Raw genomic sequence first — 15,123 nt, 5'->3', positions numbered from 1 at the left:
CCAGGCGTTTATCAGTCCTGGCGGCTGGTCACTTCCAGCAGGTGATAGCCGAACTGGGTCTTGACCGGACCTTGTACCACGTTGATCGGTGCGCTGAAGACCACGGTGTCGAACTCCTTGACCATCTGGCCCGGGCCGAACGAGCCCAGGTCACCGCCCTGGCGGCTGGAAGGGCAGGTGGAGTTGGCTTTGGCGACTTCGGCGAAGTCTGCACCCGCCTCGATTTGGGCCTTCAGTTCATTGCACTTGGCTTCGCTGGCGACAAGGATGTGACGGGCAGTGGCTTTGGCCATGGGAAAACTCTCCATTCAATGTACGGTAAAGTGCTGAGCCTACCGGATTCAGTGGGGTATTTCTCCTCAAAGTTCCGTTGCCAGCGCTCTGGACGGCAGGTTTGGGTTAAAGACCGGCATTTTCCAGGCGCTCGGCGTGCTGTACATAAAGATCGATCGGGTCGATGCGCCTTTCACTTTGACCACCGACCTGGCGAAGGGTGCCCAGATGGTCCAGCGGATAGTCGGAGCGGATGACGGAGCCCAGATGGGAGCTGTAGCGTCCGACCATGCCATCGTTCTGCAAGGGCTCGGTGGTGAAAAAACGTGACAGCGCCCGCAGCAGTCCGTGGGACGGATCAAGTGCGTCCAGTTCGACATCCCGGCGCTTTCCCTGCAGGATGCCACTCCAGGAATAGTAGCGGACACCATTGACCTGTTCGTTGCCCTTGCCACCCCAGCTCGGCGGCAAGCCTTGCGGGTACTTCTGGTTAAACTCGCCCACGCCTTGGGTGGTCAGGGCGTTCAACGCGGCGATGGCATTTTGCGGTATCCGACGTTTGCCGCTGAGCAACGACAGGAGGTCGGCGAACAATGTGGCAACGGTTTCAGCCAGCGTTTCCGGAAGGTCGCCGGGCGTCAGTGCCTTGCGTAGCAAGTCGGCCAGTTCCGACCCGTGGTTCGGTCCGCTGACGGACGTCACCGAGGCCACCTTGCCGGGCGCTGTCGCGGCGGCATAACGTGCGGCCAACGCGCCCTGGCTGTGGCCGATCAGATTGACCTTGTGGGCGCCGGTCCCCTGCAGTACCCGCTGGATCTGCGACAGGAGCTGTTCGCCACGGACTTCGTTGCTGTGGGTGGCGGATAGCTGCGGGACGAACACGCTCGCCCCGGCGTCCCGCAGGGCCTGCTTGACGTCGTGGAAGAGTTGCACACTGCCGATCCGCTCGAAGCCGAAAAGCCCGTGCACCAGCAGGATGGGATGATGAGTCTTTGCATTCCGTTGCATGTTCATTCCTTTTTCCAGGGTTCAAGAAAGTGATTTCGACCTCACTTTAAAGACTCCAATGCTGGCGCGATGCATGAAATGGCCGCGGTGGCTTGGGGAAAAAGGCATAGGTACGGTACGAATGCGCGGAGGTGGGCGTGGCCTTGGTCGTGAATTGCGCAGGGCTTTTGCGGTGCTGGACTGTATATAGACTGTATATAGATTGCGGGAATATCCATTGCTGCGGTAACGGCTGCTTATGGTTTCGCCCTTACGGCGAGTCCCTTTTCAAACGCCAAAAAGGAACCAAAAGGCTTTGCCCCACCACTCGGTGCCTCGCTAGGGCTCGGCATGCCCTCACTCCGGCATTGCTCCGTGGGTCGCCGCGATGGGCCATCCCTGGCCCAGCGCGGCTAAACCGGCGTCCTGCCGGTTTCCCCACTGCGCAATGCCTGCGTTCGGCCAGCGTGGTTAACGGGGCACCCAAATCCAAAGCAAAAGCGAGGCGGCCTTAAAGCCGACCTGGCTTTTACGGGTGTACCTGATCCCCTGTGGGAGCCAGCCTGCTGGCGATGGACATCAACGATAACGCGCCCTGTCTGGATGAGCGCTTTGCCTGGAAGTCCATCGCGAGCATGCTCGCTCCTACAGGCGTTATTCCTGTGTCCGCAGCCGATCCGCCGCCTGGCGCAACAGTTGTTCTGTCGCGCTCCAGCCCAGGCAACCGTCGGTAACCGAAACGCCATACTGCAGCGACGAGCCCAGCGGCTGGCAACCCTCGAACAAATGGCTTTCGATCATCATGCCGATCAGCGAGCGATCACCCTGCAGGCGTTGCTCCAGCACGTCGTTGAACACAGCGGGCTGGCGCAGCGGATCTTTACTGCTGTTGGCGTGGCTGCAGTCAACCATGATGCGGGCCGGGATCTTCAGGCGGGTCAGGTCGGCGTGCACGCGGGCGACGCTGGCGCGATCGTAGTTCGGGCCGTGATGGCCGCCGCGCAGCACCAGGTGGGTGTCTGCATTGCCCGGGGTCTGGATGATCGCGGGATGGCCCTGGCTGTCGACACCGAAATGACGATGTGGATGGGCGGCCGAGCGCATGGCGTCACAGGCCACGCCGACTCCGCCGTCGGTGCCGTTCTTGAAGCCGACTGGCATGCCCAGGCCGCTGGCCATCTCCCGATGGATCTGCGATTCGGTGGTGCGGGCGCCAATGGCCACCCAGCTCAGCAGGTCATCGAAGTAGCCGGCAGCCATGGGTTGCAGCAGTTCGGTCGCCACCGGCAAGCCCAGCATGAGCATTTCACGCATCAGTTCCCGGGACAGGGTCAGGCCGCCGGCCATGTCATCGCTGCCGTCGAGGTGCGGATCGTAGGCCAGGCCTTTCCAGCCTACCGTGGTGCGAGGTTTTTCGACGTAGGCGCGCATCACCAGGAGCATCTGGTCGCTGACGTCGGCGGCCAGACGGGCCAGATTGTCGGCGTATTCGAGGGCTGATTTCGGGTCATGGATCGAGCAGGGGCCGACGATGACCAGCAGGCGGGAGTCTTCCCCGTCGAGGATCGCGCGAACCGCCTGGCGGTGGGCGGCGACTTGACGGGCCAGGGCATTGCTCAGGGGCAATTGCTGCTTGAGTTGCAACGAACTTGGCAGGCGCAGGGTCAACGCTTCGTTGGCAGGGTTGAGGGTCGACAGTGGCAGAGCAGAGACGGACGAGTTCATGTTCAGGCTTCCTGGGCGGCGGCGGGTCGTTCCCGCGCGCTCGGCCCTACTGGGGTGTTCGACAATTGGCCGGATTGGCTACGTGTGTGTGCTTGCCACCAGTGGGTGACCGATCGGAGGCGGCAGGCTGTCCCGAGCGGAGGGTGGTAAATCGCCAGGCGGTAAAACTGTCGTGACGGTAATAAGTGGCGTAGTTCATTTCGTGAATCCTCTTGATGGCGGTGTGTCGCTAAATAAGTGGCGGGCCCAAAAAACAAAACCCCCGGTCGGGAGGCCGACCGGGGGTTGAAAATTCTCTGGTGGCGACCCGTTTGAAGTGGGCGCCGTGTGGGTATCAGGCGCGCCAGTGGCTAAACCAATACCCAAAATAAAAGCTTGCCGGAGCGCACACGTCGTTCACCCGAGCAGCCGCAACCGAGCGCGGAGCGCTGGCGGTATTAAGCGGTGGGTGGGTGTTGAACATGGTCTATCTCCGATGAATGCACCGAGCTTACTAGAGGCCGGTGCGAGGTTTCAATCAGAAAATGCTATCGGTCATCAACGACGGTTTCTATCGCTTGAGTGCCCATGGGGTTGTGACACACACTCCTTGTTTTTGAAACCGACCCCCGTCAAAGGATCAAGCATGACGCCATTGCATGACCTTCGCCGCGGCTTGCCGGATGTTGACTGGCGCCCGGCAACGGACCGCGACCTCGATTTCGCCCGGGAACTGACGCACGTCAACATGCTGCGCTATTACATCCAGCACGATCTGTTGTGGCAGGACGAAGCGTTCGATGTCGCCTGGGCCGGGCGGGACAACCGGATAATCGTGCGCGGCGAGCATCGGCTGGGGTTCGTCAGCCTCAGTCGGGATGCCCGGGCGTTGTACATCCGCGAACTGCATGTTGGCCAGGCGTTTCGAGTGCAGGGTGCCGGTTCCTGGGCAATCGATCAGGTATTGGCACTGGCGTGCAGGGAAGGGCGCCAGCGCTTGCGTTTGACGGTTTTTGAAAATAATCCGGCACGTGCCTTGTACGAACGCAAGGGCTTGAAGGTGGTGGGCAGGGACGAGTGTTTCCTGCGCATGGAGCGTGAAGTGTTCGCTGCTCCTGGCTGAAACACACTGCCGACAAGCTCTGCAAGACGAATGGAAACTTTTTATATAGCGCTGGGCGCTAGGTCTGCCAGATGCTTTTTGCTAAGGTGGCGGGCAATCCAAATAAGATCCTATCGCGAGGTGTCTGCTTGATTAGGGTGCTAGTAGTCGATGACCATGATCTCGTTCGTACAGGCATTACGCGAATGCTGGCTGACATCGATGGCCTGCAAGTAGTCGGCCAGGCAGAGTCCGGGGAAGAGTCCCTGCTCAAGGCGCGTGAGTTGAAACCCGATGTGGTCTTGATGGACGTGAAAATGCCCGGGATCGGCGGTCTTGAAGCCACTCGCAAATTGTTGCGCAGCCATCCTGACATCAAGGTTGTCGCGGTGACCGTGTGCGAGGAAGATCCGTTTCCTACCCGGCTGTTGCAGGCCGGTGCGGCGGGCTACCTGACCAAGGGTGCCGGATTGCCGGAAATGGTCCAGGCCATCCGCCTGGTGTTTGCCGGGCAACGTTACATCAGCCCGCAAATTGCCCAGCAACTGGCGATCAAGTCGTTCCAGCCGACCAACGATTCGCCCTTTGACGCGCTGTCGGAGCGGGAAATCCAGATCGCGCTGATGATCGTCGGCTGCCAGAAAGTCCAGATCATTTCCGACAAGTTGTGCCTGTCGCCGAAAACCGTGAACACCTACCGATACCGCATTTTCGAAAAGCTTTCGATCAGCAGCGATGTCGAGTTGACGCTGTTGGCGGTGCGACACGGCATGGTTGATGCCAGCCTCTGAAAATGACTGAAAAATTCGATCCAAGCGCCTTCCTGTCGACGGTCAGCGGGCGCCCCGGCGTCTATCGCATGTTCGACAGCGATGCGCGCCTGCTCTACGTCGGCAAGGCCAAGAATCTCAAGAATCGCCTGTCGAGCTACTTTCGCAAAACCGGCCTGGCCCCCAAGACCGCTGCGCTGGTGGCCCGTATTGCCCAGGTCGAAACGACCATCACGGCCAATGAAACCGAGGCCTTGCTCCTCGAGCAAACGCTGATCAAAGAGTGGCGCCCGCCGTACAACATCCTGCTGCGCGACGACAAATCCTACCCTTATGTCTTTCTCTCCGATGGCCAGTTCCCACGGCTGAGCATCCACCGCGGGGCGAAGAAGGCCAAGGGAAAATACTTCGGTCCCTATCCGAGCGCCGGAGCGATTCGCGAAAGCCTGAGCCTGTTGCAAAAGGCCTTTTTCGTTCGCCAGTGCGAAGACAGTTATTACAAGAACCGCACGCGGCCTTGCCTGCAATACCAGATCAAGCGCTGCAAGGCACCTTGTGTCGGCTTGGTCGACCCGCAGGTGTATGCCGAAGATGTGCGGCACTCGGTGATGTTCCTCGAAGGTCGCAGCAATGCGTTGAGCGACGAGTTGTCCGCGGCCATGGAAGAGGCGGCGATCAACCTCGAATTCGAGCGTGCCGCCGAACTGCGCGATCAGATTTCGCTGCTGCGCCGGGTTCAGGATCAACAGAGCATGGAAGGCGGCACGGGCGACGTCGATGTGATTGCAGCGTTCGTCAATCCGGGCGGCGCCTGTGTCCACCTGATCAGTGTGCGCGGTGGGCGAGTGCTGGGGAGCAAGAACTTTTTCCCGCAGGTGGGTATCGAAGAAGATGTGTCCGAGGTCATGGCGGCGTTTCTCGGCCAGTACTACGTCAGCAGTCCCGAACGCGACTTGCCGAGCGAGCTGATCGTCAATGTGGTTCACGAAGATGTTCCGGCACTGATCGCGGCCATTCACGAGCTGCGCGGTCGCGAACTGACCATCAGCCACCGGGTGCGCGGTACGCGTGCGCGCTGGCAGCAATTGGCGGTGACCAATGCCGAGCAGGCCCTGGGTGCGCGCCTGGCCAACCGACAACACGTTGCCGCACGTTTCGACGCCTTGGCCGAAGTGCTCAAGCTGGACGAGCCACCCCAGCGCCTCGAGTGCTATGACATCAGTCACTCCAGCGGGGAGGCGACCGTGGCCTCGTGCGTGGTGTTTGGTCCCGAAGGCCCGATCAAGTCCGATTACCGGCGCTACAACATCGAGGGCGTCACCGCGGGCGACGACTACGCCGCCATGCACCAGGCCCTGACCCGGCGCTTCAGCAAGCTCAAGGACGGGGAGGGCAAGCTGCCGGACATCCTGCTGGTCGACGGCGGCAAGGGCCAGCTGTCGATGGCCCGTGACGTGCTCGATGAGCTGGCGGTCCCCGACCTGATCCTGCTCGGCGTGGCCAAGGGCGCGACGCGCAAGGCTGGTTTCGAAACCCTGTACCTCAACGACGCCGCCCACGAATTCACCTTGCGCGGTGATTCCCCCGCACTGCACCTGATCCAGCAGATTCGCGACGAAGCCCACCGTTTCGCGATTACCGGGCACCGCGCGCGACGCGGGAAAACCCGGCGCACCTCGACGCTTGAAGGCGTTGCCGGAGTCGGGCCGACACGTCGGCGCGATTTGCTCAAACATTTTGGTGGATTGCAGGAGCTGTCTCGTGCCAGCATCGAAGAGATCGCAAAAGCCCCCGGGATCAGTAAAAAGCTCGCAGAGTTGATTTATGCCAATCTGCACAGCGAGTAGAATGCCCCCCTCACCTCGTAGCCAGTTGTGCCGATGAATATCCCTAATCTGATTACCGTTCTACGCGTCCTGCTCATACCGATCTTCATTTTGCTGTTCTACCTGCCTTACCAATGGAGTTACCTGGCGTCAGCCTCGGTCTTCGCCTTCGCCGCCGCCACCGACTGGCTGGACGGGTACCTGGCCCGACGCCTGGAACAAAGCACGCCGTTCGGGGCCTTCCTCGATCCCGTGGCCGACAAGCTGATGGTCGCCGTCGCCCTGGTGTTGCTGGTCCAGGAACACGGCAACCTGTGGCTCACGCTGCCGGCTGCCGTGATCATCGGTCGCGAGATCGTGGTCTCGGCCTTGCGCGAATGGATGGCCGAACTCGGCGCCCGTGCGCACGTGGCCGTGTCGAACCTGGGTAAATGGAAAACCGCCGCGCAAATGCTGGCGCTGGTAATCCTGCTGGCCAATCCGAAGGACTTCAGCTTCTGGGTCTTGTTGGGTTACGCCTTGCTGATGGTCTCCGCAGGCCTGACATTGTGGTCCATGGTTCAGTACTTGCGGGCTGCCTGGCCGCACCTGAAGACTGACGTGCAAAAGAAATAAAACTTTTTTGAATCAAAGGGTTGACGTGGCTTCTGGATTCTATAGAATGCGCCACACCAAGACGCGGGAATAGCTCAGTTGGTAGAGCACGACCTTGCCAAGGTCGGGGTCGCGAGTTCGAGTCTCGTTTCCCGCTCCAAGTTTTACGCATTTGATGTCGCGCTACTGACAACAAATGTTTTGAGGCCGAGTAGCAAAATGGTTATGCAGCGGATTGCAAATCCGCCTACGCCGGTTCGATTCCGACCTCGGCCTCCACTATTGAAAGCCCCGCAGATTAACGTCTGCGGGGTTTTTTATTGCTCGCAGGAAAGTGAAGGAGTTCCGAAACTTTAGGGGGTGGAGTTCCGAAACTATTTCATTTTGAAGGCTGAGCGATCGCCCCGATACGACGATAAACACGCTTGGTGATCTCCTGTTCGGAGTGGCCCAGCAGGAGGCTCGCGTCCGCGATGTCGGTTATTTCGGAAGCTGCTTTTGGTCGGATATCCTTGAACTGGAATTGGCGAATCTTCTCTGCGTCATCACTCCGGCCCTCTCTGACTGCCAGCGATCGTGCTGATTCCCGAGCGTCATCCCATCTATTACGCAGCATCTGCTGCGAAACGCGCATCCCTGACTTGCTGAGGATGAAGTGCGACGCGCTGTGCTGTTTGTTTCTCTCCATGATTTCTTCTATGAGTAGGCCAAGGCTATTCTTCACGCCATCGGCCTGCATCTGGATTCGAAGGCGTTTGCTGGTTTTTCCTTGTTGCACAGTCAAGTAATCCCCCTCTATGTCTCCACGTGTCATTGCGATAACGTCAGCCGGGCGCTGTCCCGTCAAATAGGCCAGGTCCATCGCATCCCTCAGCTCCTGCGGAGCTTGTCCATACACTGCCGACCAGACCATATCGTTGGCGTAGTAGTCCCGGACCTTTTCCTTGTTTTTCCGAACCCCTGCGCACGGGTTCTCCCGGTCAGTGAAACCCCATTCCCGAGCAATGTTGAATACATGGGACAGGAGGGCAATTTCTCTGTTCGCCCTGGTCTTGGCCGTCCTTGCATCCCGGTACTGCGCAACCATGGATGGGGTAATTGCGTCGATTGGCGCGTCTTCAAACCCTTTGCGCAAATGCTTGAGCTCAGCTTTGTTGTCCTTTTGCGTGCGCGGCGCCTTCTTCGGGATCATGTCCCGCTCGTACCTGTCAAAAATCCCCTTCATGACCTTCAGGTCAGCCGGTTTTGCCTTGGCTTCCAGTTCAGCCCATTTCAGCCTTGCCTTGTCGAAGTCCCCGCCAAGCGACAGCTCCTTGCCGTTCGCATCCCGGTAATAGTACCCAACCCAGACAGTACCGTTCTTGCGGGGGCGTTTACGCCGCACCATCCCTGGCGGCAGATCCCTATTTTCTGTCTTGCGGGGGCGCATATCAGTTCACTCTGGAGAAGTCTGGTGTCCAGACCGGACGCGTCGGGGGCGGGTTTGGGTCAGCGATAGACGGGGAGAGCATGCCCAACTTCATGCGGGCGTACATCCGCCCAACCAAAGGGCGCTTGCCGCGGCTTTCGACGAACACCCACTGACGATCAATCAGCCAGCGACGCTGGTAGGCTCTGGCCTTGTAGCCAGTGAGTTCGGCCAATTCTTCGTCGGAGAGGATTTCAGTTTCCATGGAGATGTTCCATGCCGCGCGTGGCGGCAGAAGGTGGTTGATGGGTAAGTGGATTGAGGAAATCAGATGAGGGGTGTTAGGCAGGCTGAATGGCTGAACTAAGGTTTATTGGTTCACCTCGCCAGTTGCGCACACGCTTTCTCCCCTGAAGGTAGCTGGCGGGGTGGACCCTTACCGCCGCGGCCCCTTGTAGCAGTACACGTAGGCGAACCATGCGAGGGCTGGCGCTCCGAGCAGGATCATGACGTCACCTCGCGGCGCGCCCACCAGCAGACAGGGCCGTCGTCGGTGTCGTAAATCGCCAGGCAGAACCAATCCTCGCCTTCGGGGCGGTCAGGCTCCCAGTAGCTATAATCCGGGTCACCGGATTCGAAGTAGCGATCGGCAACGGCTTCGTCCGCGTACTCAAGGCTCACCATCGCCACCTTCAGGCGCTGTTCGGCAATCCATGCTTTGCACTTGTCACCGTCGCCCTCGTCGAAGTCGGGCATATCTGGGTGCTGAAACGAACCTATTTCATCGCGCACGACTGGTGCTGGCTGGATCAATTTGAATTCTTCAGGCATGACTTCGTCCTTGCCGCTATAACGGCTGACTTTGAAGGGAAAGAGGGGGGTGGTAGCCACGGTTGAATGGGTATGAACTATCTCCCCCACGCCGCACTCAACCGCTTGAGTGACAACTGTTACTCGATGGCGGTGTGCTCCGCCCAGGGCACGGACATGGCATCTATCGACGACTTCAGGATGAAATCACACGAACTTTTGTTAGAACTCGACGCCGCAACCATGGGAATGATGATGCTTGTGTCATCCAAGTGTGTTTCGGGACCTGAATGGGAAATTGCGACCAAGAGGCAGCACGACGCCTATCAGTGCTGGGACGCCTTTATGAATGTCCCACTCGTAACCGATGCCGCTAATCCCCCACCTGCTATCTGAGTTTCTCATTCTGCGCCCCCGCTATAGCGGCTGACTTTGTAGGGGGAAGGAAAACAAACAGGCCAGCAAAAATTGAAGCGACCTTTCGCCTCAATGAGAAACTGGGTCCATACTGGTTTTTTTGTTTTTTGGGTGAGAAGCCAATGAGTGAGCGAGGTGAAACGTATTGGGATTGGGCTGACCCCGACGAACATTGCCGAATCCATGAAGAGCGCCTAAAAAACGGCCTCCTGATCGACATACACGTTCGGCTTTCTCAAAAGGGCGATACCCAGCTCTTTATAGGTGTATACAGCGAGCAGGGCACGAGGCTTTTCGAGGAAGCCTATCTTTCTCGTCCCGGTGAAACGATGACCCAGGCAATGGAGTGGGGAATTCAACACGCTAAGGAGGTCGTCAAAACACTAAATGTTTCGGCTGAGCCTTCGAAGGCTGAAGCACTTCCCCGTCAGGGCTCGCGTCAAGCGGATTAGGGCGGGGGCGCGCTTCTTGTTTTTTAATTGCTGGTGAGGCTTTAGACCGCCATATTGAGTTGAATTATTCTCAACGCTGGTACTCCACCGCTTGAGGGTGATCGCACTTCATGAGGTAGTGCTTACCACTCAAGGAGATGAATGATGACATCCGGCGACGACTTCAGACTTGATTCGTACAAGCTGTTGCTTGAGTTGGATGCTTCGACAACGGGCATGATGCAGCTTGTCTCGTCGCGAGTTACCTCTGGACCGGAGTGGGATCTGGCCATTGAGAGGCACCGCATTGCTTACGAAACCTGGAGCTCATTTCTCAATAAGCCAATCGGCAATCCGGGTATTTGAGATCACGGCTTCCCTCCCGGTCACCTTGCAGTCTCCATCGATACCAGATCGTGGGCATTCACAACCGGTTTCGGCGAGTATGTCAGTGTGCCGTCGAGGATTGCCGCCTTGATGGCTTCAAACTCCCAAGCGTAATACTGCGATTCGACGTAGACCTTCATCTCGCCGTAGTCGTGCTTTTTCCGGCGGATGAATGCCTCAGCGGCGTCCTTCGTGAAGTGGCTATTCACGATTTCCCAGCGATGGGTCCAGCCGGTGACGGTGTGGTCGTCGAGTTCGCGAAGGATGTCCCATTGGTCATCTTCATCGAGATCGAGGAAGCCGCATTCCCGGTCTGCTATGACCTGGTCATCCATTTCACCGCGCTCATCATCATCCAGGTCGTCCCAGTATTCCTTTGGACTGAACCACGATTGGTCTTCGAGGCATACCACCAAGCCTTCCGCATAGTCAGGCTCAAACCCGTATTCGATGCGCTTGGTCTGGACGGTGAACAGCGCGGCGGCTGTGTGGTGCCAATTGACACCAGCCCCGCTGCAGTCATGGCGCAGGCGCTGAACGAAGTCGGACCAGGTTGATGCAGTTAGGTCGTGGCCGGTTGCCAGGCTCGGTGCCCGCTCGCCGATTTTGTTTTCTGTGGGCATGGGGGTCCTATGCCGGGTCATACCCGGGCTGTGGATCGTGGTGAAGATCAGCTACAGTTCAGAGATCAGTTTTCAGTACGAAATTTATTTAGGAGAGGCGAAATTGAGTCAGCAGAAAGAGTCGCCGATTCCGTTGTTGGTTTTAAGTGCTGCATCAGTTTTTACATTGGTTGTTGTTGTCGGGTTTGTTATTTTGTTTTCCGTTAAAGGAGTTTCGGATCTCAAGCTCAACGAAATAGGCGACGCGCTGGCGGGCCCCTCTGGAATGTTAGCTTTTGTGTGGCTTTTGGTGACAGTTGTTTTGCAGAGACATGAAATTACCAGTTTAAAAAAATCCGCTGAGGTGCAAGCTAGCTCGCTGGAGACAAGTGCAAGAGTTAGCCTTATGACTCATTTGCGTGATTTGCAGGAGCGATATGCTACGGATCTTAGGGGTATAAACGAGGAAGCTAAAGGTGAGTTTCTAACAATATTGCAAAAATTGAATTTTTTAAATCACCCAAAAGAAATTGCTCGCAAACCTAAGCATGCAGCATGGTGGTTAACCGCTTATTTTGTTGATGAAAGAATCTATCCGTTTAATCTTGAGGATAGTCTTCTTGATGTAAAGTCTCATCATTTGAAAAAGCATTTTGACTACGATGCTTTTTTGACTGTTCAGTCTATGTTGTTAAGAGGGGATAGGATTTATAAAGTATTGTCACGTCTTAGAGGTTTTGCTAGAGAGTCGGGCACGCAACATGATCAGAAGATATTTGAAGCTGTTTTGGAACTAGAGTGGTTTCAGGTTACATACCCTATGTTAATTAATATCCATAATGAAGCGTTGAAGATTATTAAAAAAGGAGGAATCGCCAATAAGCTTGTCACAGAATTTATGCAAGCGTATGACGATGAACCAATCATGGAGATTCCTTGGTCCGACGATTGGCTTACTACTTTAAGTGATGCTAGTCGATCTTGAATGAGAATGTATATCGATCCGCTTTATTGGAATTTACTATAGACAATCCATAGATGTCCGACTGATTGCTTCTTCACGGCGATCAATCTGTGGTGATCTATGCCGCTAGTCGCTGATATAGCTCGATGATGTCGGCAGCGTTGGCGCTGACCAGGGCTTCGGCCTCATCCGGACACACGCTGTTGCCGATCAGCCGGACCTGGTCCGTCTTGTTGATGTCGCGCCATTCTTCGGCGCCGGTGACGGGATCGACGAACAGCCCGCGATCAATGATGTAGTCCTTGTCGAAGCCCTGGGCCGCCTTCAGCTCAGGCGGCTGCAGCATGCGAAGGGTGATGTCGACCAGCACGTAACCTCCAACCATGACCAGGTCCGCCGGGTCTTTGAAGTGCTCCGGCAGATGCTCATGCATGAACGCGGCGCAGCGACGGGCGCCTTCCAGTTGCCCTGGCGTCAGTGTGTCCGGCACCTGCACCACCTCGACCAGTGCAACGCGGTCCTTCGTCGGCAGGGTGTGCATTGGCTCAGTGAGTGAAATCCCGTCCTTCTCGTTGCCGTAGTACTTCACCAGGTAGGCATTGGCCAGGCGCTGATTGGCGCCGGATTGACAGATAGTGGAGAGCGGCGAGTCGGCAGCGCGGCCATCACCATCGTAGAACCCGCCGTTTGCCTGCTCGAAGAACGCAGCCGATAACGCGTGATGCCCAGTACTGGTAGCGACCACGCCGAGAGGACCGTCAACGTCAGCACCAACCGAGCCTTTCCGCAATGTCACCATGTTCGCCGCCGCCATCGCGAAGTGGCCACCCTTTACCTGTGCCACCTGAGTGCGGAGCGGCTCCTGCACATCGAAGTTGCGCTGCGCTGAACCGTTGGCGCACTCGGTGAGGAAGGGTGCCGCTACCGGCCGCACCAGTGCGTGATGCGTGCCGCCGGCGCTGATGGTCGACAGTGCTTCGTCGACGCCGTGGGTGCTGGTGTGCGCTTCAGATGTTCCGCGCATTGGCACAATGAACGGCTTCGCGCTGGTCAGCACATGCCGCCAGCAACCCTTGGCCACGCGGCGCATGGTGTTCACGGCCATCGGCTTGTCACGAAAGATCGTGCGGCCCAGGTTGCTCCAGTCGATGCATTCGGCGGCGGTTCGCCAAGGCTGCTGCTTCGCCGTCGGCAATTTGTGGCGCTTTGGCGCTGGCCAGACTATCGGCTTGCCGTCGCTTCGGGCCACCAGGTACAGGCGCTTGCGGATGGTCGGGGTGCCGGCGTTGGCCGCGATGCGCTCGCGCCATTCGACGTTGTAGCCAAGGCCGCGCACCAGACTTTCCGCCGGCACGTATTCGCCGATCGATTGCAGGATCTCTGGCATGTCCGGGTGATCGGCGGCGAGCCCGGTGCTGAGCGCGGCGATGAATGCCTTGAAGGTTCGGCCGCGTTCGGCCTTGATCGGTTGGCCGTCTTCGTCGATAGGGCCCCAGTCGCAGAACTCTTCGACGTTCTCCAGGAACATCAGGCGCGGCCGGGTAGCGTGCGCCCAGCGAACCACCACCCAGGCCAGCCCGCGAACCCCGCGGTCACGCGGTGCACCGCCCTTGGCCTTGCTGTGATGCCGGCAATCCGGCGAGGCCCAGAGAATGCCAACCGGCTGGCCGCCGGTGGCATGGACCGGATCCACCTCGAACACGTCAGCGACATAGTGCGCCGTCTGCGGGTGATTGGCGCGGTGAACGGCCAGGGCAATCGGGTTGTGGTTTACCGCGACATCCGGCTCCCGGTACGCCCGGGCTATCCCGGTGCTGGCACCGCCGCCACCGGCGAACAGGTCCACCACCAGTTCCTTTTCGAATGGCAGGCCCATGCTTGGCTGACGGTTGATGAACTGGGGTAATTTCTGTTCTGCGGACATAGAGGATCCTCGCCGGCTGGCGTGATTCGTAAATTGGGATGATGATTTGCACCTGGCGCAAACCTGATGGTGGTTGCGATGAGTGCGAAAACCGATGTGGAAGCGATACGCCTGATCGGCGAAGAGGTCGTGCGGCTTCTCAGCCTTCCCGAGCTCAGGCTTGAGGCCGAGGCCCGGGAAGGGCTGATCCTGATTGCTAATCTCGCGCAGTGGCGAGCGATGGCCTTCGGGCCTGAGCCGGCCATTCGGCACCACGTGCGTTAGATCGAAACTTCGCCGGTATCGATCTTGCGAAGTTCGGTCACCTCGATTTTCTGGGTGCCGTCGGTGATCACCCAGCAGGGCAGCTCAAGGTTGCGGAAAGTGCCGTGATAGCTGCGGTACGCGCCAAGGGCTGCTTTTCGAAAGCAGTCCGCTGCGACCTGGCCGATCGGCATTGGCTGCCCCCCCCCCCCTAGTAGTTTCAAGTCAAACAAAAAAGCCTTTTCAATTCGCTTGGCGGCTGATCGGACAGTGTTCGGCGAGAGCTTGAACTCCTCCGCGACCTCGGTAACGTGCTTGTAAATAAGTGCATCGTGGATCTGCTGATCACGGGCGCCATTACGCAGGCCCGCATAGATGACTGCTTGCATTGGTTATCTCCAAGCGGCCATCCGTCCGATGAGGTGGCGCTAAGGGGAGTGGTTAGGTAGGGTTCGTGCTTTTTTTCGATTGGCAGGAGAGCCGAATGAGCAACAGGGTACTTTTGGTGGCTTTCGGGCTGGCCATCACCACTGTATCTACCACCGACGCTTACTTCGTATACGAAACAAGCCAGATGGTGCTGAAGTCCAACTCCATGACTTCGGAAGCTGCAGAGCTGACTCATAAAGCCGGATATGCTGGGGATGGCGCCGAACGCACCGCTCAGGATCTGCGGTAACG

At 58.0% G+C, this 15,123-nt stretch carries 19 protein-coding genes and 2 tRNA genes; 12 read left to right on the top strand and 9 right to left on the bottom strand.

What is annotated here, in order from left to right; genetic code table 11:
- Window positions 1-11: 11 nt before the first annotated feature.
- From OH720_RS18725 to OH720_RS18715, 3 genes are all read right to left on the bottom strand, one after another.
- Complete coding sequence (locus OH720_RS18725; RefSeq protein ID WP_007984657.1) at window positions 12-293, bottom strand: peptidylprolyl isomerase; 282 nt, start codon at window positions 291-293, stop codon at window positions 12-14.
- A gap of 106 nt (window positions 294-399) precedes the next feature.
- Complete coding sequence (locus OH720_RS18720; RefSeq protein WP_272602398.1) at window positions 400-1,281, bottom strand: esterase/lipase family protein; 882 nt, start codon at window positions 1,279-1,281, stop codon at window positions 400-402.
- A 633-nt stretch (window positions 1,282-1,914) separates the two neighbouring features.
- Entirely contained in the window at window positions 1,915-2,985 is a 1,071-nt protein-coding gene (locus OH720_RS18715; RefSeq protein ID WP_272602397.1) for a 3-deoxy-7-phosphoheptulonate synthase, read from the bottom strand.
- Between the two features lie 625 nt (window positions 2,986-3,610).
- Between OH720_RS18715 and OH720_RS18710 the strand changes: the two genes are divergently transcribed.
- The 6 genes from OH720_RS18710 (at window position 3,611) to OH720_RS18685 (ending at window position 7,535) form a co-directional block, all read left to right on the top strand.
- On the top strand, window positions 3,611-4,087 hold the full coding sequence (locus OH720_RS18710; RefSeq protein ID WP_272602396.1) for a GNAT family N-acetyltransferase: 477 nt from the start codon (window positions 3,611-3,613) through the stop codon (window positions 4,085-4,087).
- Window positions 4,088-4,215: 128 nt separating this feature from the next.
- Window positions 4,216-4,857 (top strand): response regulator transcription factor GacA, encoded by a 642-nt coding sequence (gene gacA, locus OH720_RS18705; protein ID WP_008015884.1) that lies wholly within the window; start codon window positions 4,216-4,218, stop codon window positions 4,855-4,857.
- Window positions 4,858-4,859: 2 nt separating this feature from the next.
- On the top strand, window positions 4,860-6,683 hold the full coding sequence (gene uvrC / locus OH720_RS18700; protein WP_272602395.1) for an excinuclease ABC subunit UvrC: 1,824 nt from the start codon (window positions 4,860-4,862) through the stop codon (window positions 6,681-6,683).
- A 33-nt stretch (window positions 6,684-6,716) separates the two neighbouring features.
- Window positions 6,717-7,277: a CDP-diacylglycerol--glycerol-3-phosphate 3-phosphatidyltransferase gene (gene pgsA / locus OH720_RS18695; protein WP_180205469.1), complete on the top strand. Its 561-nt coding sequence runs from the start codon at window positions 6,717-6,719 to the stop codon at window positions 7,275-7,277.
- A gap of 63 nt (window positions 7,278-7,340) precedes the next feature.
- A tRNA-Gly gene (locus OH720_RS18690) sits at window positions 7,341-7,416 on the top strand.
- Window positions 7,417-7,461: 45 nt separating this feature from the next.
- Window positions 7,462-7,535: transfer RNA gene (locus tag OH720_RS18685), tRNA-Cys, on the top strand.
- Window positions 7,536-7,635: 100 nt separating this feature from the next.
- Here OH720_RS18685 and OH720_RS18680 read toward each other — a convergent pair.
- From OH720_RS18680 to OH720_RS18670, 3 genes are all read right to left on the bottom strand, one after another.
- Window positions 7,636-8,685 carry a phage integrase gene (locus OH720_RS18680; protein ID WP_272602394.1) on the bottom strand — a complete coding sequence of 350 codons (1,050 nt, stop codon included), beginning with the start codon at window positions 8,683-8,685 and terminating at the stop codon, window positions 7,636-7,638.
- Between the two features lies 1 nt (window position 8,686).
- The gene (locus OH720_RS18675) at window positions 8,687-8,929 is read right to left on the bottom strand and encodes a DUF4224 domain-containing protein (RefSeq protein WP_272602393.1); all 243 of its coding nucleotides are present in this window, start codon (window positions 8,927-8,929) and stop codon (window positions 8,687-8,689) included.
- A gap of 239 nt (window positions 8,930-9,168) precedes the next feature.
- Window positions 9,169-9,495, bottom strand: coding sequence for a hypothetical protein (locus tag OH720_RS18670; protein WP_272602392.1), 327 nt, complete (start codon window positions 9,493-9,495; stop codon window positions 9,169-9,171).
- Between the two features lie 72 nt (window positions 9,496-9,567).
- Between OH720_RS18670 and OH720_RS18665 the strand changes: the two genes are divergently transcribed.
- From OH720_RS18665 to OH720_RS18655, 3 genes are all read left to right on the top strand, one after another.
- Complete coding sequence (locus tag OH720_RS18665) at window positions 9,568-9,870, top strand: hypothetical protein (protein WP_336299052.1); 303 nt, start codon at window positions 9,568-9,570, stop codon at window positions 9,868-9,870.
- Window positions 9,871-10,013: 143 nt separating this feature from the next.
- Window positions 10,014-10,343: a hypothetical protein gene (locus tag OH720_RS18660; RefSeq protein WP_272602391.1), complete on the top strand. Its 330-nt coding sequence runs from the start codon at window positions 10,014-10,016 to the stop codon at window positions 10,341-10,343.
- A gap of 141 nt (window positions 10,344-10,484) precedes the next feature.
- Window positions 10,485-10,688, top strand: coding sequence for a hypothetical protein (locus OH720_RS18655; protein WP_336299051.1), 204 nt, complete (start codon window positions 10,485-10,487; stop codon window positions 10,686-10,688).
- A gap of 20 nt (window positions 10,689-10,708) precedes the next feature.
- Here OH720_RS18655 and OH720_RS18650 read toward each other — a convergent pair whose 3' ends face one another.
- A complete protein-coding gene (locus OH720_RS18650; protein ID WP_272602390.1) occupies window positions 10,709-11,332 on the bottom strand; it encodes a hypothetical protein in 624 nt (207 codons plus the stop codon).
- 40 nt (window positions 11,333-11,372) lie between these two features.
- Between OH720_RS18650 and OH720_RS18645 the strand changes: the two genes are divergently transcribed.
- Window positions 11,373-12,296: a hypothetical protein gene (locus tag OH720_RS18645; protein ID WP_272602389.1), complete on the top strand. Its 924-nt coding sequence runs from the start codon at window positions 11,373-11,375 to the stop codon at window positions 12,294-12,296.
- Window positions 12,297-12,393: 97 nt separating this feature from the next.
- On the opposite strand, the gene OH720_RS18640 is transcribed toward OH720_RS18645, so the two are convergent.
- Window positions 12,394-14,199 carry a DNA cytosine methyltransferase gene (locus tag OH720_RS18640; protein WP_272602388.1) on the bottom strand — a complete coding sequence of 602 codons (1,806 nt, stop codon included), beginning with the start codon at window positions 14,197-14,199 and terminating at the stop codon, window positions 12,394-12,396.
- Between the two features lie 78 nt (window positions 14,200-14,277).
- Between OH720_RS18640 and OH720_RS18635 the strand changes: the two genes are divergently transcribed.
- Entirely contained in the window at window positions 14,278-14,463 is a 186-nt protein-coding gene (locus OH720_RS18635) for a hypothetical protein (RefSeq protein ID WP_272602387.1), read from the top strand.
- Here the strand turns inward: OH720_RS18635 and OH720_RS18630 are convergent.
- A complete protein-coding gene (locus tag OH720_RS18630) occupies window positions 14,460-14,831 on the bottom strand; it encodes a hypothetical protein (RefSeq protein WP_272602386.1) in 372 nt (123 codons plus the stop codon). The two genes, OH720_RS18635 and OH720_RS18630, sit on opposite strands and share 4 nt — an antisense overlap.
- Window positions 14,832-14,926: 95 nt before the next feature.
- Here OH720_RS18630 and OH720_RS18625 point away from each other — a divergent pair, with 95 nt between their 5' ends.
- On the top strand, window positions 14,927-15,121 hold the full coding sequence (locus OH720_RS18625) for a hypothetical protein (protein ID WP_272602385.1): 195 nt from the start codon (window positions 14,927-14,929) through the stop codon (window positions 15,119-15,121).
- Window positions 15,122-15,123 lie beyond the last annotated feature (2 nt).

This window comes from Pseudomonas sp. WJP1 (assembly GCF_028471945.1).
Classification (GTDB): Bacteria; Pseudomonadota; Gammaproteobacteria; order Pseudomonadales; family Pseudomonadaceae; genus Aquipseudomonas.
Note: the sequence above shows the minus strand (reverse complement) of the source record. Positions and strands in the feature narration are given on the sequence as shown.

Coding starts and splice junctions, on each gene's coding strand:
- OH720_RS18655 (WP_336299051.1), top strand. CDS start 10,485: ATGATGACATCCGGCGACGACTTCAGACTTGATTCGTACAAGCTGTTG.
- OH720_RS18720 (WP_272602398.1), bottom strand. CDS start 1,281: ATGCAACGGAATGCAAAGACTCATCATCCCATCCTGCTGGTGCACGGG.
- OH720_RS18680 (WP_272602394.1), bottom strand. CDS start 8,685: ATGCGCCCCCGCAAGACAGAAAATAGGGATCTGCCGCCAGGGATGGTG.
- OH720_RS18660 (WP_272602391.1), top strand. CDS start 10,014: ATGAGTGAGCGAGGTGAAACGTATTGGGATTGGGCTGACCCCGACGAA.
- uvrC (WP_272602395.1), top strand. CDS start 4,860: ATGACTGAAAAATTCGATCCAAGCGCCTTCCTGTCGACGGTCAGCGGG.
- OH720_RS18725 (WP_007984657.1), bottom strand. CDS start 293: ATGGCCAAAGCCACTGCCCGTCACATCCTTGTCGCCAGCGAAGCCAAG.
- pgsA (WP_180205469.1), top strand. CDS start 6,717: ATGAATATCCCTAATCTGATTACCGTTCTACGCGTCCTGCTCATACCG.
- OH720_RS18640 (WP_272602388.1), bottom strand. CDS start 14,199: ATGTCCGCAGAACAGAAATTACCCCAGTTCATCAACCGTCAGCCAAGC.
- OH720_RS18715 (WP_272602397.1), bottom strand. CDS start 2,985: ATGAACTCGTCCGTCTCTGCTCTGCCACTGTCGACCCTCAACCCTGCC.
- OH720_RS18630 (WP_272602386.1), bottom strand. CDS start 14,831: ATGCAAGCAGTCATCTATGCGGGCCTGCGTAATGGCGCCCGTGATCAG.
- OH720_RS18650 (WP_272602390.1), bottom strand. CDS start 11,332: ATGCCCACAGAAAACAAAATCGGCGAGCGGGCACCGAGCCTGGCAACC.
- OH720_RS18625 (WP_272602385.1), top strand. CDS start 14,927: ATGAGCAACAGGGTACTTTTGGTGGCTTTCGGGCTGGCCATCACCACT.
- OH720_RS18665 (WP_336299052.1), top strand. CDS start 9,568: ATGAACTATCTCCCCCACGCCGCACTCAACCGCTTGAGTGACAACTGT.
- OH720_RS18670 (WP_272602392.1), bottom strand. CDS start 9,495: ATGCCTGAAGAATTCAAATTGATCCAGCCAGCACCAGTCGTGCGCGAT.
- OH720_RS18635 (WP_272602387.1), top strand. CDS start 14,278: ATGAGTGCGAAAACCGATGTGGAAGCGATACGCCTGATCGGCGAAGAG.
- OH720_RS18710 (WP_272602396.1), top strand. CDS start 3,611: ATGACGCCATTGCATGACCTTCGCCGCGGCTTGCCGGATGTTGACTGG.
- OH720_RS18675 (WP_272602393.1), bottom strand. CDS start 8,929: ATGGAAACTGAAATCCTCTCCGACGAAGAATTGGCCGAACTCACTGGC.